Origin of the sequence: Rhizobium sp. WYJ-E13 (genome assembly GCF_018987265.1) — a bacterium.
Taxonomy (GTDB): domain Bacteria; phylum Pseudomonadota; class Alphaproteobacteria; order Rhizobiales; family Rhizobiaceae; genus Rhizobium.
The window spans coordinates 257,359-274,452 of the sequence record NZ_CP076855.1; the positions used below are offsets into that span (position 1 = coordinate 257,359).

The window sequence follows — 17,094 nt, forward strand, 5'->3', positions numbered from 1 at the left end:
CCGCATATCACGTCCAATATTAAAAAGCGGGCAGGTTATTCCAGTAGGTTATAGGTGGCTTGCCCATATGGACATGAATATTCGTCATCTGGAGGTCTTCCATGCGGTCATGACCAATGGCACGGCATCGCGTGCAGGAGAAGTGCTGCGCGTCTCACAGCCTGCCGTCAGCAAGGCAATCCAGGAATTGGAGCGGATAATCGGCTTTGCCCTATTCGATCGGATAAAAGGGCGCATGCTGCCCACCGCCGAGGGTCGGCTTTTTTTCCGCGAAGTGTCCGGGGCATTCAGCGGATTGGTGCACCTGCGAAGCGCGGCAGCGCGCATCCGCGATTTCGGATCGGGCGAGATCCGCATCGCGAGCCTGTCGGCGCTAAGCACCAATATCGTGCCGAAAGCCTTGCGCGCCTTTCACGCACGTCATCCGGACGTGGCGATCACCTTGCAGGCGCGCATGTCTTCAGTCGTCAAAGATCTCGTTGCCGGAGGCCAGTTCGACGTCGGCCTGGCAGCTGACGAGATAGACGTCGCGGGCGTCGAATCGCGTCCCTTCGCGCAATACAGGGCTGCCGTGGCCATGCCGTCCGGCCATCGGCTCGCGGAGCGGCAGATGATTGAGCCGAAGGACCTGGACGGTCAGACCTTCATCGCCCTGTCGCCAGAAGACACGACGCGACGCCAGGCAGATCTCGTCTTTGCCGAACATGGCGCCAAGCCCAAGATCGTGCTGGAGACACCTTACTCGACAACGATCTGCGCGATGGTCCAGTCAGGACTGGGCGTGGGATTGATCCACCCGTTGACGGCAGATCCCTATCTTGGCCAGGCCCTGGTCACACGTCCCTTTAGCGCGCCCGTGCACTTCCGGACGCTGCTCCTTTTGCCGCCGGACCGCAGGCCATCAAGAATTGTTGCAGGCTTCATCGAGGAACTCATGAGACAGTCCCGCTTCGAAGACTGAGAGTGAGATCCGAGCGAGGTCGGCATGTTGTTGCCGGCGGCAGTCGACCGGTCCCATGCGGACATGTCGGCGCCCTCGGGGCGTCCAGACGATAACCGCTATTTTTGAGTACTCGAAGAGGTCGCTTCCTTCGTCGCCGCCGGCCAGGTCATGTAGTAATAGCGACCATCGAGCTCGGTAAACAGGGCATTTTCGCCCGTTGATTTGTCGATGTAATTGCCGTCTGTCGATCTGACGAATGCGCCGTCACTGCCCCGCTTGAGGTGCGCGTCCAGAAAGGCGCTCCAGTTGCTTTTTGTGGTTGTCTGCGCCTTTTGCGGATGTGAACCCTTCACGTCCGGATCCCAGGCGTCAATCGTCTTCCCCGTGACGGGATCAGTGACTGTCAAGGCGCCGTCGCTTAGGGCCTTGAGCATGTCTTGGGAACGAATGTAGGCCGTCGGATCGTCTTCGGGAGCCGTCAGCTTGGCCTTGAGCGCTTTCATGAAATCGTTCGACGAAATGTCGTCCGTCGCCTTCACCGTGGCGGCAGGCTTCTTGGTGCCGTTGGCGGCCAGCGCATCGATCAGGCTGGCAAGCGTTCGGTTGGACAGAGACGAACCGGAGGCGTCGTGGCCGAGGTTCCTGAGCGCATTCGCCACGGATGTTTGTGGCGACGTTTGCGCCGAAGAAGATGCCTGTCCGCGCAATGTTTGCAAGGCAGCCTGTGCATTGTGGAGTCGAAGTAGAGTGAGTGAGCTGACCATAATGGATCTTCCCGATTGGAAGGGTAAAGATAAACGAGTTTCAAGACGCTGGCCTGTCTCAACGCGCCAAGTTGGATTCACGCCATGCGCCTCCAATAGCCATCCAAGCTTGTCCCAATCTAAATGTTGGGCACCCAATTTAATCGTGGTGTAGCGGTTGCTCTGCCAACTCACGGCACATACGCGGCCCCCGCTCATAGAACGATGTCGTCTTGGCCGACATAAATCGCGATCGATCAAATTGATGATGCCGGATCTTGCGCCTGACGCCGCCTCGATCGTGAAGACATCGGGCGCAGCATCACGCTAACGTGCAGGCGAAGGATCTTTGCGATGGCCCTTGCCGGCGCGGCCGGGAGAAATCGGATCGCTTGCAGGAAATGTTTCTTCAAGCGCCTCTTCGAGATAGTCGTCCTGTTCCTGCGCCTCGACATCCTTGGTTGGCGTCGAGATTGGCTGCTTTTTCTTCGCCATGGTTATGGTCCTCGGTGTTATTCAGTTCTAACGTAGGTCAACCAATCACGATCGCAATGTGTTCTTTCGGCTTTCGAACTGTCGACTGGCGATCAGATCCGATCGAAGCGACCGTGAGAGCGGGAAAGGTCAGAGCTTTCACCTGCCCCTTTGTAGGGTCTGAGACCAGCCCAGCTTAAAGACTTGTCGGTCGCCTGGTTGACTGCCCGCAGTCGAGATTTGTGTATCGAAGGCGCAAGCTCGGTTTGGCAAACTTGCCCCGCAGGGCTGTCACACCAATTTCACAACGGCTCAAGCAGGCTGCGATAGGCCCGCCGATACAATCGTGTTCCGAAGTTAAGGAACAGGAAATTGCGAACAAAGTCGGGTGCCTTGCGTAACCTGTCACGCATGCGACCCTGCTTTTGAACCCATTCCACCCTGCGTCTGCGCATTTCACTGAACTTCGCCAGCGCGCGTTCTATCGCCTGGTCGTTTCGAAGGCATCGTGCAAGGACGATACCATCCTCGATCGCCAGGGCAGCGCCCTGTGCCATGTTCGGCGAGGAAGCATGGGCTGCGTCACCGATCAGGACGAGCCGGTCGCCGACATAATCCTGATTGGGCAAGTCCTCCAGAAAAGCAAGGTGGGCATCGACGTCCTCATCGAGGTCAGCGATGATATCGTCGAAGGGGTGGGCGAAATTTGCAAAAAGATGCTTCAAGGTCGCGATCGAACCATCGCCGAATTCATCTTGGGCACAGTCCGCATAAAGATAGAGTTGGGAATGCGGCAACGGCATGGCCAGGAGAGTGCGTCCCGCGCCCAGCATGGCGGTCCACCGATCGATACCGTAGTAGTTATCCGTTACAAACCGCCAGGCACCGAAGCCAATCAATCGGGGCGCTGTTTGGGGAAAATTGGCAGCTCGAATGGTCGATCTGACGCCGTCGGCACCGATCACGATGTCGTATTCCTCGACGCGCCCATCCAGAAAGTGAACGGCGCGGCGTCCGAGTCGCGACGTCGTGTGCACGACGGTGACACCGAAGTCAATCGACGTGCGCTCGAGTGATGCCTGCAGCATCTTGACAAGTGACTGGCGCGAGATCGCCACGCAGGGGCCACATCCAGCCCACTCGGTCTCGGTTTCCGTGTGATTCAAGACCCGACCGCGCGACGAGAGAATGGTTTGAGCCTTGATCGGAAACGACATACGCAGGACCTGCTCCAAAAGCCCAAGTTCGCCAAGCGCGCGCGTAGCGTTGCCAAGAAGGAAGACGCTCTTGCCAGCGGTTGGCGGCGCATTGCGACGCTCGACAATATCGGCACGCATGCCCCGCATTTCCAGTGCTCGCGCCGCAGCGAGACCCGCGACTCCTGCTCCAACAATGAGAATTTTCAATACCTGGCTCCCAAGACGGCCTTTGGCGCCGTCAGCGGGCATGCTCGTTAGTCCGCCATCATTGCGGCGCGGCTTCAGTTTCCGTTGAAATGGTTGCAAATGTAAAACAAGCGTCCTCGGGCGCATACTATTCTCCTGTTCAACGGCAGAGGAGATGCAGTGGCGATTAAGGCTCTACGGCGGAGGCCGAACGGTTGACTGACTGTTCACTGCAACCCAACTAGCCAGAGTTGCGACAGGGCTTATGTTGGCTCCTCCATAGCCCAGGACCATGGAAGCGGTTAGGCCTCCCCCGCGCGCGACGAAACATTAGCTGTGGCGAATTGTGGGTTCTCGCATGCCATCAAGGTGAAGATCTAGAGAGATGAAACTGGTTGTCGTTCGTTACATCATACGCCGGAGCCGCAATGGTTTGTGGACGGTGTTCGATGTGCTCTCCGGGTTTCCAGCGAGCATTGGGGGGAAAGGCTTGATTGGTCTGGAGGAAGCACGAGCGCGTGAGATGTCCGACGGGCTCAATGCCGAGACGCTGACAGACAGCGCAACGCATTGAGGCTGCGGCGACGGCCCGAGCAGCCAGTTTCAGAGATAAGCGCCTGTTTTCGTAGATCATTCTGAAGCAGCCGCTTTCTTCCCCCACTTTTGGAAACGCCTTTTCCACGGTTATACTCCTGTGGATAAGTCTCATTGGGTGGGATCTTCTGGCACGCTTTCGTTCATCACCGTACAATGCATTAGGTGTTCGTGGTGATTGGAAAACGATGAAGCCGGACAAACTCCGAAGCCTGCTAGAGGAAATGGATACTCGCGTCGGCCGGATGCAACGCGAAAGGAGGGATCACGTCACTACAAAACTGTCAGGGCAGATGGAGGTCAGGCGACTCTGTGCTGGCTAAGGAAGTCGTGAGCGAAAGCCGCAAGCTAGCAGCCAAAGCGATTGTCGGGACTTTACTGGCTGCGACCACCGTTGGCGCTTTCGTGGCCTTTGGCAAGGTGCCCGGAGCAGAGTGGATCGAGACGACCGCGGCGTATTTCAGATCTGCGATCGAAGCCGCCCCTGCCCTTCCTAGCCAGAAATCGGTAGTTCCAGAGCCCTTGCAATGATTCGCAAGAGGACTAAGGTACATTCATGAGATCGCCCTGCCGGTGACCACGGATGTACTGGCACTCAGCTGGTAGTGATCGAGGGAAGGTCGGCGCGAGCACTTGCCCGGCCTTTTTTCTTTGCCTCCACCAACGAAAAAGCCACGCCCGAAGGCGAGACTGACCGTGATCAAATCTTGGGAGGCAATATGATTTCCGCCCAACCCGTTCAGGCTGCGTGAAGCTTGACAGCATCCGCCAACTGGTGAGGCCGACGGGGCTTGTGGGGGGCGACTAAAAATCAAAATAGACGGTCACACCTGATCGACGACGATAGTGGTAATCGTCGCGGTAGCCATATCGGGGATAGCCGTAGTACCGCGGACGGTAACACGAGCCGTAATATCTGCAGTCGCGATAGGCGTACCGCCTGTTCTTATAGTGACCATACGCATACCCATTGCCATGGCCTTTGTGCTTGACCTGTTCTACGTCGGTCGCATGCACAGGGACTGCGTGTGGCACAACGAACGGCGCAGCGTTAAGCGGCAGGGCGAAAGATTCAGCAAGGATCATGGCGGCGATTGCGGGCAATAGCTTCTTCATCATCGGAACATCCTTTCAGGCTGCGAGTCTGGGTTAATGGGCATTAACCTCCGATGAACGGCTGCCAGGTGACAGAAAACACCGGCCGGCGCGCTGCTGGTGTAGGCGCAGGTGCTGATCGCGCCGGCCATCGGTTTTCATGCTGCCCTCCGCCGATGCGGCCCGGCGACGGGCAGCCCAGCCGGTCGCCTCCGGCTAGCCGCGAGGTGCGGTGCTTGCCGCCTCCTCAATCAATTCCCAGAGCTCCCCTCGCGTGTATGTCGTGTAAAGGAGCTAATCCATGCCGCCGCGCTCTTCGTTGCTGCGCTTGCAGGCTAAGGCGATGTTGTCCCGATTATTTCGGCTGCCTTCGGAGCTGTCGCAGGTGCTCAAGCGTCTCAGCGTTCGGCGGCTGTTTGTGTGGCTGTTTGTCGCTCAGCACCATGACGTAAAGACAGTAACAGCACCGACCATCCTGCTTCTCACGTATCTTATGCGGTTTTGAATGTGAGGGGTCACTGGACGGCTCAAGCGCGAGAGCAGTGCCGAGAATGTCGCGGAACTCGCGACCGTAATTTTCGCCGAGGGTGCGGACCGTATAGACTTCTCTGCCGAGCGCGGTGCGTCCTCTACCCTGAACAATGCCGGGCAGCATGCCGAGGAGTACCATCTGCCCAACGCTGAACCGCCGGGGGTTGGCGCGATAGACGCGCCGACGGCGTGGATGAGATGCAGACTCCAGCGGGGGAAGTACGTTGGAGTCTCGTCTTGCGATGAGACCGCGCGGCAGTAAAGTTCTGTCAGATGGATCCTCGTATGCATGGTCATTAGGACATCCTCGTTGCTAAGTTGCTGCGCATTTGTTACAACATGATACAAAATAACTAGAGTCGGCAACGCGCCGATACAAAATATTTGCGGTGATGCAAAATGACTATTTCTGGCGCCCAGTGCCGTGCCGCGAGGGGGCTTATAGGTTGGTCGCAGAGCGATCTTTGCGATGCTGCAAAGGTTGGTCGAGCTACGTTGGCAAATTTCGAGGCGGAAAAAACAACGCCTTATGATCGGACGCTGCGGGACATCGAGTCTGCGCTTGAAACGGCTGGCGTCCGCTTTATCGACGGAAACTATTCAGGATCTGGCGGCCCAGGCGTTCGGCTTGCTTCGCCAGTTGGCGCATCAATCGACGTCGATGAATTGAAGACCGTGCAATACGAGGAGCACTTAACGAACGATGCGCCTCCTGGCGCCGGCGGCTGAATTAGGGAACAACCCGTTGAACAGCATCCCCGACCTAGTAGCCCGCCACAGAGATTATGACGGTTTGTCTTATCGTAGAATGGGCAGGGCTTCTGGTGGGATGAGAAGTTGGATGCTGCGTGCGGCGCCTGGCACGCGGGATATAAAGCCCGCCTTCTCGAGGGTCAGCACCATCTGGTGAACAGACGGAGCCGTAACACCGAAGTGGCGCCGCATGTCGGCTTCGGCCGGAGGCTGTTTGAAGATGCGGCTGTAGGCGTAGATGAAGGCCAGGTACTGGCCTTGGATCTGCGTAAGGCGCCGTCTTGCCGTTGCGGCTTGCGGGTCAAGTGGGGGACTCATTTTGGGATTCATCTGCGTCTCCACGCTGAAGGAGGTGTCGATGAATATAAAGTTTCACATAGAGCTTAGCCAATCGGAACGTGACCAACTGGCCGCTTTGTTGAGCGGGGGGTGCCACAGGTCTCGCAAGATCAAGCGCGCCCAGATCCTGGTCGCAGCGGACGAAGGCTTCAGCGACGAGGTGATCGCGGCAACCTTGAACGTCAGCGGATCGACGATTTACCGGACCAAGCGCCGGTTTGTGGAAGCCAATCTGGAAGGGGCACTCAGCGAAGAACCGCGTCCGGGTGTTGAGCGCAAGCTATCGAGCAAGGAGGAGGCGCTGTTGGTAGCGACCGCTTGCTCAAAGCCGCCGCCCGGGCGAGCCCGCTGGACCCTGGAGCTTCTGGCCGATGAGATGATCCGGCTCACCGACCATGACGAGTTGTCCTCGGAGACCGTGCGTCGCCGGCTGGCTGAGAACCATCTCAAGCCTTGGCGCAAAGACATGTGGTGCATCCCAAAGATCGATGGGGAATACGTCGCGCGCATGGAGGATGTTCTCGACCTCTACGCAGAAACGCCTGATCCACAAAAGCCCGTGGTCTGCTTCGACGAGAGCCCGACCCAACTCATCGGCGAAGTGCGCGAACCCATTGCGGCCAAGCCTGGCCAGCTTGAACGCCACGACTGCGAGTATCGCCGAAACGGCACGGTCAATTTGTTTGTCTTCATGGACGCCCACCGGCCCTGGCGCAGGGTCAAGGTCACTGATCGGCGAACCAACCAAGACTTCGCCGAGTGCATGCGCGAACTGGTCGACGTCGATTATCCCGACGCCCCGATCATCCGCGTGGTGATGGACAACCTCTCCACCCATTCCGCCGGCGCGCTTTACGACGCATTTCCCGCCCCGGAGGCTCGAAGGGTGCTGAAGCGACTGGAGTTCCACCACACGCCCAAGCACGCCAGTTGGCTCAACATGGTCGAGATCGAGATCGGTGTCCTGCGTAGCCAATGCCTCGACCGTCGTATCGACAACAAAGAAACCATCATCGCCGAAGTCGCAGCCTGGGAGCAGCAACGCAACACCCATGGCGCAAAGATCCAATGGATGTTCACAACCGAAAATGCTCGCCAAAAGCTCCGCAAAGCTTACCCCGTCAAAGAGTCATAATCTCTGTGGTGTGGTACTAGTTGCATCCGCCAAAACCGTTCACGACCGTTACAAGGCCGGGCGAATGGAGCGCGAGACCGTGCGTGAATGGATCGGCAGGCTTGGCACCTACGAAGGTCCAGTCGGCGAGCGCGTGAGATCCGCCGCAGAGTGGTTTCGTGCTAACAAAACCGAACCAGTGCCGGATGAAATCATCCAGGGTGACCTCGACCGCATCGCTGCGATCTTCGGACCGTGACTGCCCATGACCAACGCCGACACCGCCACACTCCTTGAAGACGCCGCCAATCGCATTGCGGATATTTCCCGCGTGACCTTCAGATCATGTTGCGGCGAGCGGCCCGGAGACTGTGAAATGCCGCGCCGGTATCGATGGATGATAAGATCGACGAAACTTTGCGTGATCTTGCCGGCGAGCTCGGACTGACGCGCAATGACACTATCAGCTTTATCGTCCGCGCGTGGTTGGAGAAGAATACGTATCTGCCGGACCACATGCTAGATGAAGATGGCGAGATCGACGGGAACGCCTAGCGCGTCTTGACCGCTCCATTTCGCGGCAATATCGTTTAGTTCGCGGCCCACCAGGCAGGTAGCCGATCAGGCCCTGCAAATGATTTCCGCAGATCCCCGGTGTATCGACGGCGGCGTCCGGTGGGCATCGTTATTGTGCTCATGTCATCTGCCATCCTTGTCCTGCCCTGCCCTTTCGATGCCATGCCTGTCTTGCGATAAAACGAAGCGTGCAGTGGCACGCCTTTTGCTCGGTTACCGATGTGTTAGTTTGTCGGGAACCAAATGTAATGAAACGGGACACCTCGGCCGCATTTGACCCCGTCGTCCTTGTCTTCAAGGAGGGGAGCAAACGCGTGATTGTCCGAACGGTCGGAGAGGCCGCCAACGCCCTGATGAGGGACTGGCCCTCCGACGACGGAGACGAGTTTCTTGCTGCGGTGAAAGCCTGCATGGACGTCATGATTGGCAAAGCTGAACCCGAGCATATACGTCAGGCGATTATCCGAGCCGCAGACGAAGCTGGCGTAACGGCCATCGCCGTTCTTCATTGATAAGTTTTCGCCGACCAAGCATGGTTTTTGGCGCCGACGAGCACAGTTATATCTTTTGCGAGGTTCGGGCCATGAGCAAACGTCGATGGGAAGCGCCAGTGCTGATTGCCTGCAGGCGCAGCGGCCAGATCCTCATGGTAACGACAACCGAGGAAGCGATGAACACTCTGCTGAATGCCTGGCCAGTTTCAACGGGCAAGGCATTTCTCCGGGCATTACAAGTTTGCGCCGATGTAGAAGCCGGGCTGCGAACGCCGCACGAGGCTCGCGAATCTTTTATAGCAGCAGCACAGGAGGCCGATATCCCGATCGAAACTACCGCGCTTCCCTTCATGCATTCCACCTCGCCCATGAGCAATGGCGAGGCATATTCCGCGCCGGCGATTGACGATAAGGGCACATAAAGGTACTCGACCCGCCGCCACGCTCACCCTGACGAGGTGGTAACGGGGAGAGGCCGGTCACCACGAGGGATCGGCCTCTGCCTGCTTCTTTGACAGGCATCTTTTTGGCTCCCGCCGCTTCAGCACCCACGTGGCGTCCACGCAATCACTCCTTCGGTAGAGGGCGGAACCTTATGCAATGTATTCGGTTCTCCAGTGGACCGCTTGACGTTTGTTCCTCAACCTTAGATCAGATCGCCGGCGGTCTACCTTTCGCCCGCTTCGGCGGGCGTCCTTTTGCCCCGTGGTGGCGAGGACGCGTCCACTCGACACCAGCTCTGTATCCCGAGCGCTACATTTCTTATCTTCCGTCGCCTCCGCTGCAGTAATTGACCGCAATGCGGAAATCTCCCCTCCCCGGACATCCGGCCATCCATTTCATATCGTTGACTACATGACGATTCAGAGAGATTTCTGCGTTAACGAGGTAATCTACGATGATGTCCCGAGAGGTGGTGTAGCTCGTTCGATCGTCGAGCTTTCCGGGCAGGGCCGGGAACGCGTCAACTTGCGGCGGGCAAGTTGATGAGCGGATCATCACTCATTGTGGCGATCGTCTCAAGTGTCATGTAGCGCGAGCGCTGAACAGCCCACTCGTCATTTTGCTCCAGCAGGAGAGCGCCGACGAGTCTGACGATGGCATCGTCGTTTGGAAAGATGCCGACGACCTCTGTCCTTCGCTTGATTTCTCCATTCAATCGCTCAATCGGGTTCGTGCTGTGCAGCTTGCTGTGCAGCTTGGTCCAGTGCTGCTTGGGAAAGGCCATGTATGCGAGGACATCTTCCTCGGCGCTGTCCATAAGGCCGGCGAGTTTCGGCACTTTCGGCCTGATCTGATCGGCGACGTTGCGCCACTGTTGGCTGGCGGCTTCCGGCGTGTCTTGGGCTAAGGCCGTTGCAATGAAGGCCGAGACCACGCGTCGACCGCTCTTGCCGGCATGAGCCAATGCATTGCGCATGAAGTGGACCCTGCAGCGCTGCCAGGTTGCTGACAGAACCTTCGACACGGCGGCCTTGATGCCTTCGTGTGCGTCGGAGACGACCAGCTTGACGCCGCGCAGACCGCGCCTGGTCAGCTTGCGCAAGAACTCCGTCCAGATCGGCTCGGCTTCAGAGGTGCCGATTTCCATGCCAAGAACCTCGCGGCGACCGTCCGTGTTGACGCCCACAGCGATGATAACCGCGACAGACACAATACGGCCGCCCGCCGGACTTTAAGATAGGTCGCATCGATCCAAAGGTATGGCCAGTCGCCTTCAATCGGACGCTCAAGGAAGGCCTTCACCTTGTCGTCGATTTCTTCGCAAAGCCGAGATACCTGGCTCTTGGAGATACCACTCATGCCCATCGCCTTGACCAGATCGTCGACCGAGCGGGTCGAAACACCCTGGATATAGGCTTCCTGGATCACCGCGGTCAGTGCCTTCTCAGCCATGCGGCGCGGCTCCAGAAAGCTCGGGAAGTAGCTGCCAGTACGTAGCTTTGGAATTCGAAGTTCGACAGTTCCAGCGCGGGTCTCCCAGTCGCGATCGCGATATCCGTTACGCTGAGCAAGTCGAAAGTCATTCTTCTCGCCGTAGGCCGCACCGGTCTTCGCGCCCACCTCCAGCTCCATCAACTTCTCGGCCGCAAAGCCAATCATCTCGCGCAGCAAATCCGCATCAGCGCTCTTCTCAACAAGCGAGCGCAGGTCCATCATGTCATTGGTCATCGGTGGTCTTTCCAAAAGGTTGTGCTTGAACAACCCAACCCTACCGGAAAAAGCCGATGACCACCGCTATCCAGCTACACCACCTCTCGGGACATCATCTAATCTCCTACTTTGGCAGGAGGGCGCACGGAACCCTTACGGGCGCAGTGCGCATTCCGGCTCAGCCTACTCCAAGGTCTTTGTTTGTAGCCTTTGAACGGTATTTAAAGGCGGTTCAGCTACCGTGAAGGGAATCTGGGACAAACATCACAAATGGGCGGCTTTGCCGGCAACTCAGCCTCTTTGTGATTTGGACTGGCGAAGATGGTCACGCGGTTTCCCGCTCCGCTCCGGTTAACGGAATGATTTTGGGCGTCGTCGAGTACCATATCCGGATAATTCCACAGCTTCCCCCATATTCCGGACATTGGCGTCGGACCACAGCGCGCGCCTGCTCACCCACTCCCCGGCACTGATCAAGGGCCTCGGAAGACCGCTAATTGGCGTCCCTATTTTCCAAAAAGCGGCGGTGACCGATTTCAGAGGCTTTTGCACGTCCTGACGGAGGTGGCGCGTCCCGAACTTGTTGGGAATAGTGGCGGCGGCGCGGCGTCCTACGCCGGGGATCGGTACGTTTTCGCCGTGTGATTCTCACTGAGCTGTCTAGAAATCTGCTAGAGCGACACTTCCAGGACGAATGCTTGACTCGCATTTCTGTGAATAGACAGGGCAGCTGGAAAATAGGCTATTCCCGCTAGGACACGGAAGTTGCAAGGTTTTTCGCTCTTGCGCCTAACATGGCGCTCTCGCGAACCAATGACAGTAAGGTGTTGTTAACCCTATTTCTCTTGCGGCAGCTTTAGAATCATGGCTTAGCTTGAGACGGTAATAACGCGTCTGACGCCGATAAACCGTCTGGAATCTAGGGGCTCTTTTGAACGTGATCGACCGGCACATCAACCGAGCATCGACCTCGGCTCATATCACACAACGCGCCGAAGCGCTGTCGGCGCGGTTACGTGCTGTCGGCGAGCGCGCCTTTCCGCCCGTGGCGCAGAAATCGCTGCGCTCGTTCACCTCTGGGGAAGTCGCCGAAATCGTTGGGGTCTCGGACGGCTATCTCCGGCAATTGTCTCTCGATGGTCTGGGGCCAACCCCCGATCTTGGTGCCGCTGGCCGCCGGTCCTACACGCTACAACAGATCAACGAACTGCGCGAGTATCTCGCGGTCGCCCGTCCGAAGGAAGCGATCCGCTTTTGGCCCCGTCGGCGCGACGGCGAGAAGCTTCAGATCATCACCGTCGCCAACTTCAAGGGCGGATCGGCCAAAACTACCACAGCCCTCTATGTTGCCCAGGGGCTCGCCCTGCAAGGTCACCGTGTGTTGGCAATCGACCTCGATCCGCAGGCATCTCTTTCGGCCATGTTCGGCTATCAGCCGGAATTCGACGTTGCAGAAAACACCACGCTTTACGGCGCGATCCGTTATGACGAGGAACGCGTGCCAACGAAGGACGTGATCCGCCAGACCTATTTTACCGGGATCGACATCGTTCCCGGCAATCTTGAACTGATGGAGTTCGAGCATCAGACGCCGCGCTTCATGATGCAGAACCGTGATCGGCCTGAAGACCTTTTCTTCCGCCGCGTCGCCGGCGCCATCAACCAGGTGGAGCAGGATTACGACGTTGTGGTTGTCGACTGCCCGCCGCAGCTCGGCTTCCTGACCATGGGCGCGCTGAACGCGGCAACTGGCATGATCGTCACGGTTCATCCGCAAATGGTAGACGTCGCCTCCATGAGCCAGTTCCTGCTGATGACCTCGGACCTCGTCTCCGTCATCGAGGACGCTGGCGGCAAGCTCAATTATGACTTCCTGCGCTTCCTGGTTACCCGCCACGATCCCCGAGACGTGCCTGAACAAGAGATCGTCGCGCTGCTGCGCGATGTCTTTGGAACCGACGTCATGGCGGCATCGGCCTGGAAGTCGACGGCGATCGCCAATGCCGGCCTCACCAAGCAGTCGCTCTATGAGTTGTCGCGTGGTGCCGTCGGCCGGTCGACTTACGATCGTGCCATGGAATCGATCAACGCCGTGAATCAGGAAGTGATCGGTCAGTTGAATGGCGTCTGGGGTAGATAGAGATGGTGTCACAGGCGAATCAGATGCTTAGCGGGTTGTCAGTAGACAACCGAAAGCCCTTGAGGAGACGGTCATGAGCAAGCGCACGCAGTCGATCCGCTCGATGTTTGCCGGCGGCGATGACGCGCAGCCAAGAGATGGGCGTGCGCCGTTTCAGCGCGTCGCCTCCGGCGCGGTTCGGTCGCTGCAGGATACGTTCTCCGAAGTGGAGCGCGATTATGAGGCCCTGAAACAGCGCATCGCCGAAGGCGCCCTGCCCGTCGAGTTGAACACCGACCTCATCGACCCCTCCCCTTTTTCCGACCGGTTTTCCGATCAGGATACGGCCGCGATCGAAGCGCTGAAGGCTTCGATAGAGGAGCATGGTCAAGAAATTCCAATCCTCGTGCGTCCGCATCCCGCCTCGCCCGGCCGCTACCAGATCGCCTACGGTCACCGACGCCTTCGAGTTGCCAGCGAACTCGGCCGGCCTGTCAAGGCCTATGTCCGGAATCTGGATGACCAGCGTCTCGTCGTCGCGCAAGGCATCGAAAATTCGGCGCGCGAGGATCTGAGCTTTATCGAACGAGCAACCTTTGCCCAGCGTCTCGAAGGAGCGGGTTTCCAGCGCGCGCTCATCCAGGCGGCCCTGTCGGTCGACAAGGCCGAGGTCTCCAAGCTGATTGCTGTCGCGCAGGCCCTCCCCGACTGGATCGTCGCGGCGATCGGCCGTGGGCCGAAAATCGGCCGCGGCCGGTGGCAGGAACTGGCCGAGCTCGTCAAGCAACCCGGTTCAGAGGCCAAGGCGCGCAAGGCTATTGATCATAAGACGTTCGCGCACAAGGACGCCGAGGCGCGCCTAAAGGCGATCGTCCAGGCGCTCAAGGAAATTGAAAAGCCGAAGCGGACCGAAACTGCCGTGCCGGATGTGGCCAAGTCTGCCGACGGAACCGAGATTGCGAGGCTGTCGATTTCGGCGAGACACTGCAAGATCGAGATGAGCCGAGAGCGCGACGAGGCGTTCGCCGCCTTTCTGATGGCGCGCCTGCCCGATCTCTACGCAAGTTTCAAGAACGACAAAACCGTCAGCTGAAGAATAGTTGAAGAAGAGGACGCAAAAGAAAAAGGCCCCCAAACGTTGCCGTCATGGAAGCCTCTCTCAAAGGTCTAAGCAGCCTGAGAATCGCATTTCCATGAATCGCAGTCAAGAGTCTTTGGCATCATTTTTGGTGAGCGGATTTCTTTTGCCTTTCGAAAGGTGAAGGAAAATGCAGAGTGGACATGTGACGACGCCCTTTGGGCGACGGCCGATGACGCTTGCCCTGGTAAAACATCAGGTGCAGGCGGCCGATACTAAAACTGAGAAAAAAGCCGACAAGTGGAATGTCTTCCGGGACGTCTGCGAAGCGCGGGAGCGGCTGGGGCTGCAGGACCGCAGTCTCGCGGTGCTCGACGCGCTCTTGAGCTTTTACCCAACCAACGAGTTGTCCTCGGACGTGAAGATGGTGGTATTCCCGTCCAACGCCCAGCTATCGGTCCGCGCCCACGGGATTGCAGGCGCCACACTTCGTCGCCACATCGCATTTCTCGTCGAGGCGGGGCTTATCGTGCGCAAGGACAGCGCCAACGGCAAACGGTATGCGCGCAAAGACAAGACGGGCGAGATCGATACTGCCTTCGGGTTCGATCTTTCGCCGCTTTTGGCGCGGGCTGGCGAGCTTGCCAATTTGGCGCAGCAGGTCGTAGCCGATCGCGCGGTATTCCGACGCGCAAAAGAAGATCTGACCATCCTGCGAAGGGATGTTCGGAAGCTAATCACGGCAGCTATCGAGGAGGGCGCGCAAGGCGATTGGAGCGTCATCGAGGCGGCTTATATCGGGATTGTCGCCCGCATTCCGCGGTCGCCGGACAAGACGAGCATCGATGCAATTCTTGACGAAATGAGCCTCCTGCACGAGGAGATCGTTAAACGATTGGATATCCAAGGCGAATTGTTAAATATGAGCACCAATGATGCTCAGAACGAGCGGCACATACAGAATTCAAATACCGAATCCACAATTGAATATGAACCAAGCTCTGGAAATGAGCTGGGCGAAAGGCCGAGCGAGAAAAGCGGACGGATTGGCGAGCCACTGAAGTCCTATCCCTTGGGGCTGGTTCTAAGGGCGTGTCCGGAAATGGCCGGCTACGGGCAGGGCGGAGCGATTGCGAGCTGGCGCGAGCTGATGGCGGCCGCCGTTACCGTCCGTTCGATGCTGGGCGTCAGCCCATCGGCCTATCAGGACGCCTGCGACGCAATGGGGCCGGAAAATGCGGCTGTTGCGATCGCCTGCATCCTGGAGAGGGCAGGGCACATTAACTCGGCTGGTGGCTATCTAAGGGATCTGACGGCGAAGGCGTGGCGCGGCGAGTTTTCGCTGGGGCCGATGCTAATGGCGCTCCTAAGGGGCAGGAGTTCCGAAAAGTCCCACGCTGCAGGCTGACAGCCGGACAGTTTTTCATTGAAATGATGTTAGCTGCTGTTGTCTGCTGACAACGCGTTAAGCCATTGAAGTACCTGGTGTTGCTTCGAGGAGGAGACAGTGACGCTTGATCGGAACCCCATGGGGTTGGTCGACGAATCAGGGAGGAGATGCTGAAAAGTATCCGATATTCCAACAATGCGCGCACGCTCACTTTCCCGATTTTCGATCGGGCCGCCTGATGTCGGCTGGCGGCTATCACCTGATTGTCGCTGGCTCCAGCAAGCGTTGGTGCGATGGCACGTTCAAGGTCGCGCACTCTGGGTCGAAACCTATGCCTTCCGTCAACCCGTTTGATCTCGTCGACGCCGTGACCCGTGAAACTGGCACGGCGCGGTTATGTGAATGCCGTGGCCTCACCATTCGGTTTTCACATCTGGCATCCGCTTGGGCACGGTTTCGCGAGGCTGTAGTCTCTCGGGGCGTTGTTCGATGTCCACCGGTTGAGAAAGAGCGGGTCGAAAGTTGCGTTGGCCAGGCGGGATACCGCTCCTGAGTGTTTCGGAGCTGAGCAACGGAAGGCGCATTGTATGAAGGCGATGATCAATAACCCCCCGGGGAGCGCAAGATATCTTGCGTGCAATCGGCTAGGGCGGCTCTGGAGGCTCCCCGCTTGAGCCTCGCTTCATATTATCTCCGAAACTGCGCCCGTTCTGGTAGATGCCCCCTGCCCTCGAATGCTGGCAACGAGCCTGCGCGCAAGATGGACAAGCCTTCGCCTTGCCCGATAAACCGCTGACCGGAGAATTCAGGTATCCTCGATCTTGGATACGTTTTGACGAGGACGTTAACGGCGAGCAGCTCGACGCTGTTGAACTGGAAATCGGTATTTGCTGGAAACGGATATCTTACACCGCCAACACTCGACCGGCGTTGAAAGCTCTCAGACGCAAAGAGCAAATGCCGGACGACATTTCGGAACGCAAACCGCTGGTCGTACGGCGGTGGAGTCCGTCAGCAATCGAAAGTGTATGTCTCTTATTCCTGTGCCTTGTGCACTGCCGTAGAGCGAATCGACGGCAGCGGCTGGCAGACCGACCACTGTGAGCTGCAAAGACGAGTGCGCGAAATTGTCGATCAATACGACAATCTGATGTGAACGTGCGATGCCTCTGGGTCCAGCGTCGGAAGACGCCCGGTGCGGATTCTTGTGCTGCGGGATTTCGTATCTTCAAGGCTGCCATAAATGGATATGTCGAACGTTTTGCGCTGCGAGCTAGAGAGTTAACGTGGCTCGTTAAGGGCAGTCGTCAGG

Annotated in this window: 16 protein-coding genes and 2 pseudogenes; 12 read left to right on the forward strand and 6 right to left on the reverse strand. The window is 58.0% G+C overall.

Annotated elements, in window-relative coordinates; all coding sequences use genetic code 11:
* Nucleotides 1-109: 109 nt before the first annotated feature.
* A complete protein-coding gene (locus KQ933_RS32565; protein ID WP_253958473.1) occupies nucleotides 110-961 on the forward strand; it encodes a LysR substrate-binding domain-containing protein in 852 nt (283 codons plus the stop codon).
* A gap of 98 nt (nucleotides 962-1,059) precedes the next feature.
* On the opposite strand, the gene KQ933_RS32570 is transcribed toward KQ933_RS32565, so the two are convergent.
* The 3 genes from KQ933_RS32570 to KQ933_RS32580 form a co-directional block, all read right to left on the reverse strand.
* Nucleotides 1,060-1,881, reverse strand: a complete 822-nt coding sequence (locus tag KQ933_RS32570; RefSeq protein ID WP_216761011.1) for a hypothetical protein — start codon at nucleotides 1,879-1,881, stop codon at nucleotides 1,060-1,062.
* Between the two features lie 132 nt (nucleotides 1,882-2,013).
* On the reverse strand, nucleotides 2,014-2,181 hold the full coding sequence (locus KQ933_RS32575) for a hypothetical protein (protein ID WP_216761013.1): 168 nt from the start codon (nucleotides 2,179-2,181) through the stop codon (nucleotides 2,014-2,016).
* 281 nt (nucleotides 2,182-2,462) lie between these two features.
* A complete protein-coding gene (locus tag KQ933_RS32580) occupies nucleotides 2,463-3,692 on the reverse strand; it encodes an FAD-dependent monooxygenase (RefSeq protein ID WP_253958474.1) in 1,230 nt (409 codons plus the stop codon).
* Between the two features lie 238 nt (nucleotides 3,693-3,930).
* On the opposite strand from KQ933_RS32580, the gene KQ933_RS32585 reads away from it, so the two are divergent.
* Nucleotides 3,931-4,119, forward strand: a complete 189-nt coding sequence (locus KQ933_RS32585; protein ID WP_216761014.1) for a hypothetical protein — start codon at nucleotides 3,931-3,933, stop codon at nucleotides 4,117-4,119.
* A gap of 824 nt (nucleotides 4,120-4,943) precedes the next feature.
* Here KQ933_RS32585 and KQ933_RS32590 read toward each other — a convergent pair.
* A complete protein-coding gene (locus tag KQ933_RS32590; protein WP_216761334.1) occupies nucleotides 4,944-5,255 on the reverse strand; it encodes a hypothetical protein in 312 nt (103 codons plus the stop codon).
* A gap of 280 nt (nucleotides 5,256-5,535) precedes the next feature.
* Here KQ933_RS32590 and KQ933_RS32595 point away from each other — a divergent pair, with 280 nt between their 5' ends.
* Nucleotides 5,536-5,739 carry a hypothetical protein gene (locus tag KQ933_RS32595; RefSeq protein ID WP_216761016.1) on the forward strand — a complete coding sequence of 68 codons (204 nt, stop codon included), beginning with the start codon at nucleotides 5,536-5,538 and terminating at the stop codon, nucleotides 5,737-5,739.
* Between the two features lie 425 nt (nucleotides 5,740-6,164).
* The gene (locus KQ933_RS32600) at nucleotides 6,165-6,494 is read left to right on the forward strand and encodes a helix-turn-helix transcriptional regulator (RefSeq protein ID WP_216761017.1); all 330 of its coding nucleotides are present in this window, start codon (nucleotides 6,165-6,167) and stop codon (nucleotides 6,492-6,494) included.
* A 69-nt stretch (nucleotides 6,495-6,563) separates the two neighbouring features.
* On the opposite strand, the gene KQ933_RS32605 is transcribed toward KQ933_RS32600, so the two are convergent.
* A complete protein-coding gene (locus KQ933_RS32605; RefSeq protein ID WP_216755658.1) occupies nucleotides 6,564-6,836 on the reverse strand; it encodes a LexA family transcriptional regulator in 273 nt (90 codons plus the stop codon).
* A 40-nt stretch (nucleotides 6,837-6,876) separates the two neighbouring features.
* On the opposite strand from KQ933_RS32605, the gene KQ933_RS32610 reads away from it, so the two are divergent.
* The 5 genes and pseudogenes from KQ933_RS32610 to KQ933_RS32630 all read left to right on the forward strand — a co-directional run bounded on the left by KQ933_RS32610 (nucleotide 6,877) and on the right by KQ933_RS32630 (nucleotide 9,463).
* Nucleotides 6,877-7,992 (forward strand): IS630 family transposase, encoded by a 1,116-nt coding sequence (locus KQ933_RS32610; protein WP_216755657.1) that lies wholly within the window; start codon nucleotides 6,877-6,879, stop codon nucleotides 7,990-7,992.
* A 64-nt stretch (nucleotides 7,993-8,056) separates the two neighbouring features.
* The gene (locus tag KQ933_RS32615) at nucleotides 8,057-8,230 is read left to right on the forward strand and encodes a hypothetical protein (protein WP_253958475.1); all 174 of its coding nucleotides are present in this window, start codon (nucleotides 8,057-8,059) and stop codon (nucleotides 8,228-8,230) included.
* 6 nt (nucleotides 8,231-8,236) lie between these two features.
* Nucleotides 8,237-8,526, forward strand: a pseudogene (locus tag KQ933_RS32620) (CopG family transcriptional regulator).
* A gap of 269 nt (nucleotides 8,527-8,795) precedes the next feature.
* Nucleotides 8,796-9,059 (forward strand): DUF982 domain-containing protein, encoded by a 264-nt coding sequence (locus KQ933_RS32625; protein ID WP_216761020.1) that lies wholly within the window; start codon nucleotides 8,796-8,798, stop codon nucleotides 9,057-9,059.
* Nucleotides 9,060-9,079: 20 nt separating this feature from the next.
* Nucleotides 9,080-9,463 (forward strand): DUF982 domain-containing protein, encoded by a 384-nt coding sequence (locus KQ933_RS32630; protein ID WP_253958476.1) that lies wholly within the window; start codon nucleotides 9,080-9,082, stop codon nucleotides 9,461-9,463.
* A gap of 542 nt (nucleotides 9,464-10,005) precedes the next feature.
* Here KQ933_RS32630 and KQ933_RS32635 read toward each other — a convergent pair.
* Nucleotides 10,006-11,213 (reverse strand): annotated as a pseudogene (locus KQ933_RS32635) (IS256 family transposase).
* Between the two features lie 913 nt (nucleotides 11,214-12,126).
* Here KQ933_RS32635 and repA point away from each other — a divergent pair.
* From repA to repC, 3 genes are all read left to right on the forward strand, one after another.
* Nucleotides 12,127-13,335: a plasmid partitioning protein RepA gene (repA, locus tag KQ933_RS32640; protein ID WP_216761022.1), complete on the forward strand. Its 1,209-nt coding sequence runs from the start codon at nucleotides 12,127-12,129 to the stop codon at nucleotides 13,333-13,335.
* Between the two features lie 73 nt (nucleotides 13,336-13,408).
* Nucleotides 13,409-14,407: a plasmid partitioning protein RepB gene (gene repB, locus KQ933_RS32645; protein ID WP_216761023.1), complete on the forward strand. Its 999-nt coding sequence runs from the start codon at nucleotides 13,409-13,411 to the stop codon at nucleotides 14,405-14,407.
* Between the two features lie 175 nt (nucleotides 14,408-14,582).
* Complete coding sequence (gene repC / locus KQ933_RS32650) at nucleotides 14,583-15,800, forward strand: plasmid replication protein RepC (RefSeq protein ID WP_216761025.1); 1,218 nt, start codon at nucleotides 14,583-14,585, stop codon at nucleotides 15,798-15,800.
* Nucleotides 15,801-17,094 lie beyond the last annotated feature (1,294 nt).

What these genes read in the sequence shown, in the direction of transcription:
- KQ933_RS32565 (WP_253958473.1), top strand. Translation starts at nt 110, where the DNA reads ATGACCAATGGCACGGCATCGCGTGCAGGAGAAGTGCTGCGCGTCTCA.
- KQ933_RS32575 (WP_216761013.1), bottom strand. Translation starts at nt 2,181, where the DNA reads ATGGCGAAGAAAAAGCAGCCAATCTCGACGCCAACCAAGGATGTCGAG.
- KQ933_RS32580 (WP_253958474.1), bottom strand. Translation starts at nt 3,692, where the DNA reads ATGCGCCCGAGGACGCTTGTTTTACATTTGCAACCATTTCAACGGAAA.
- KQ933_RS32585 (WP_216761014.1), top strand. Translation starts at nt 3,931, where the DNA reads ATGAAACTGGTTGTCGTTCGTTACATCATACGCCGGAGCCGCAATGGT.
- KQ933_RS32590 (WP_216761334.1), bottom strand. Translation starts at nt 5,255, where the DNA reads ATGAAGAAGCTATTGCCCGCAATCGCCGCCATGATCCTTGCTGAATCT.
- KQ933_RS32595 (WP_216761016.1), top strand. Translation starts at nt 5,536, where the DNA reads ATGCCGCCGCGCTCTTCGTTGCTGCGCTTGCAGGCTAAGGCGATGTTG.
- KQ933_RS32600 (WP_216761017.1), top strand. Translation starts at nt 6,165, where the DNA reads ATGACTATTTCTGGCGCCCAGTGCCGTGCCGCGAGGGGGCTTATAGGT.
- KQ933_RS32605 (WP_216755658.1), bottom strand. Translation starts at nt 6,836, where the DNA reads ATGAGTCCCCCACTTGACCCGCAAGCCGCAACGGCAAGACGGCGCCTT.
- KQ933_RS32610 (WP_216755657.1), top strand. Translation starts at nt 6,877, where the DNA reads ATGAATATAAAGTTTCACATAGAGCTTAGCCAATCGGAACGTGACCAA.
- KQ933_RS32615 (WP_253958475.1), top strand. Translation starts at nt 8,057, where the DNA reads ATGGAGCGCGAGACCGTGCGTGAATGGATCGGCAGGCTTGGCACCTAC.
- KQ933_RS32625 (WP_216761020.1), top strand. Translation starts at nt 8,796, where the DNA reads ATGAAACGGGACACCTCGGCCGCATTTGACCCCGTCGTCCTTGTCTTC.
- KQ933_RS32630 (WP_253958476.1), top strand. Translation starts at nt 9,080, where the DNA reads ATGGTTTTTGGCGCCGACGAGCACAGTTATATCTTTTGCGAGGTTCGG.
- repB (WP_216761023.1), top strand. Translation starts at nt 13,409, where the DNA reads ATGAGCAAGCGCACGCAGTCGATCCGCTCGATGTTTGCCGGCGGCGAT.
- repC (WP_216761025.1), top strand. Translation starts at nt 14,583, where the DNA reads ATGCAGAGTGGACATGTGACGACGCCCTTTGGGCGACGGCCGATGACG.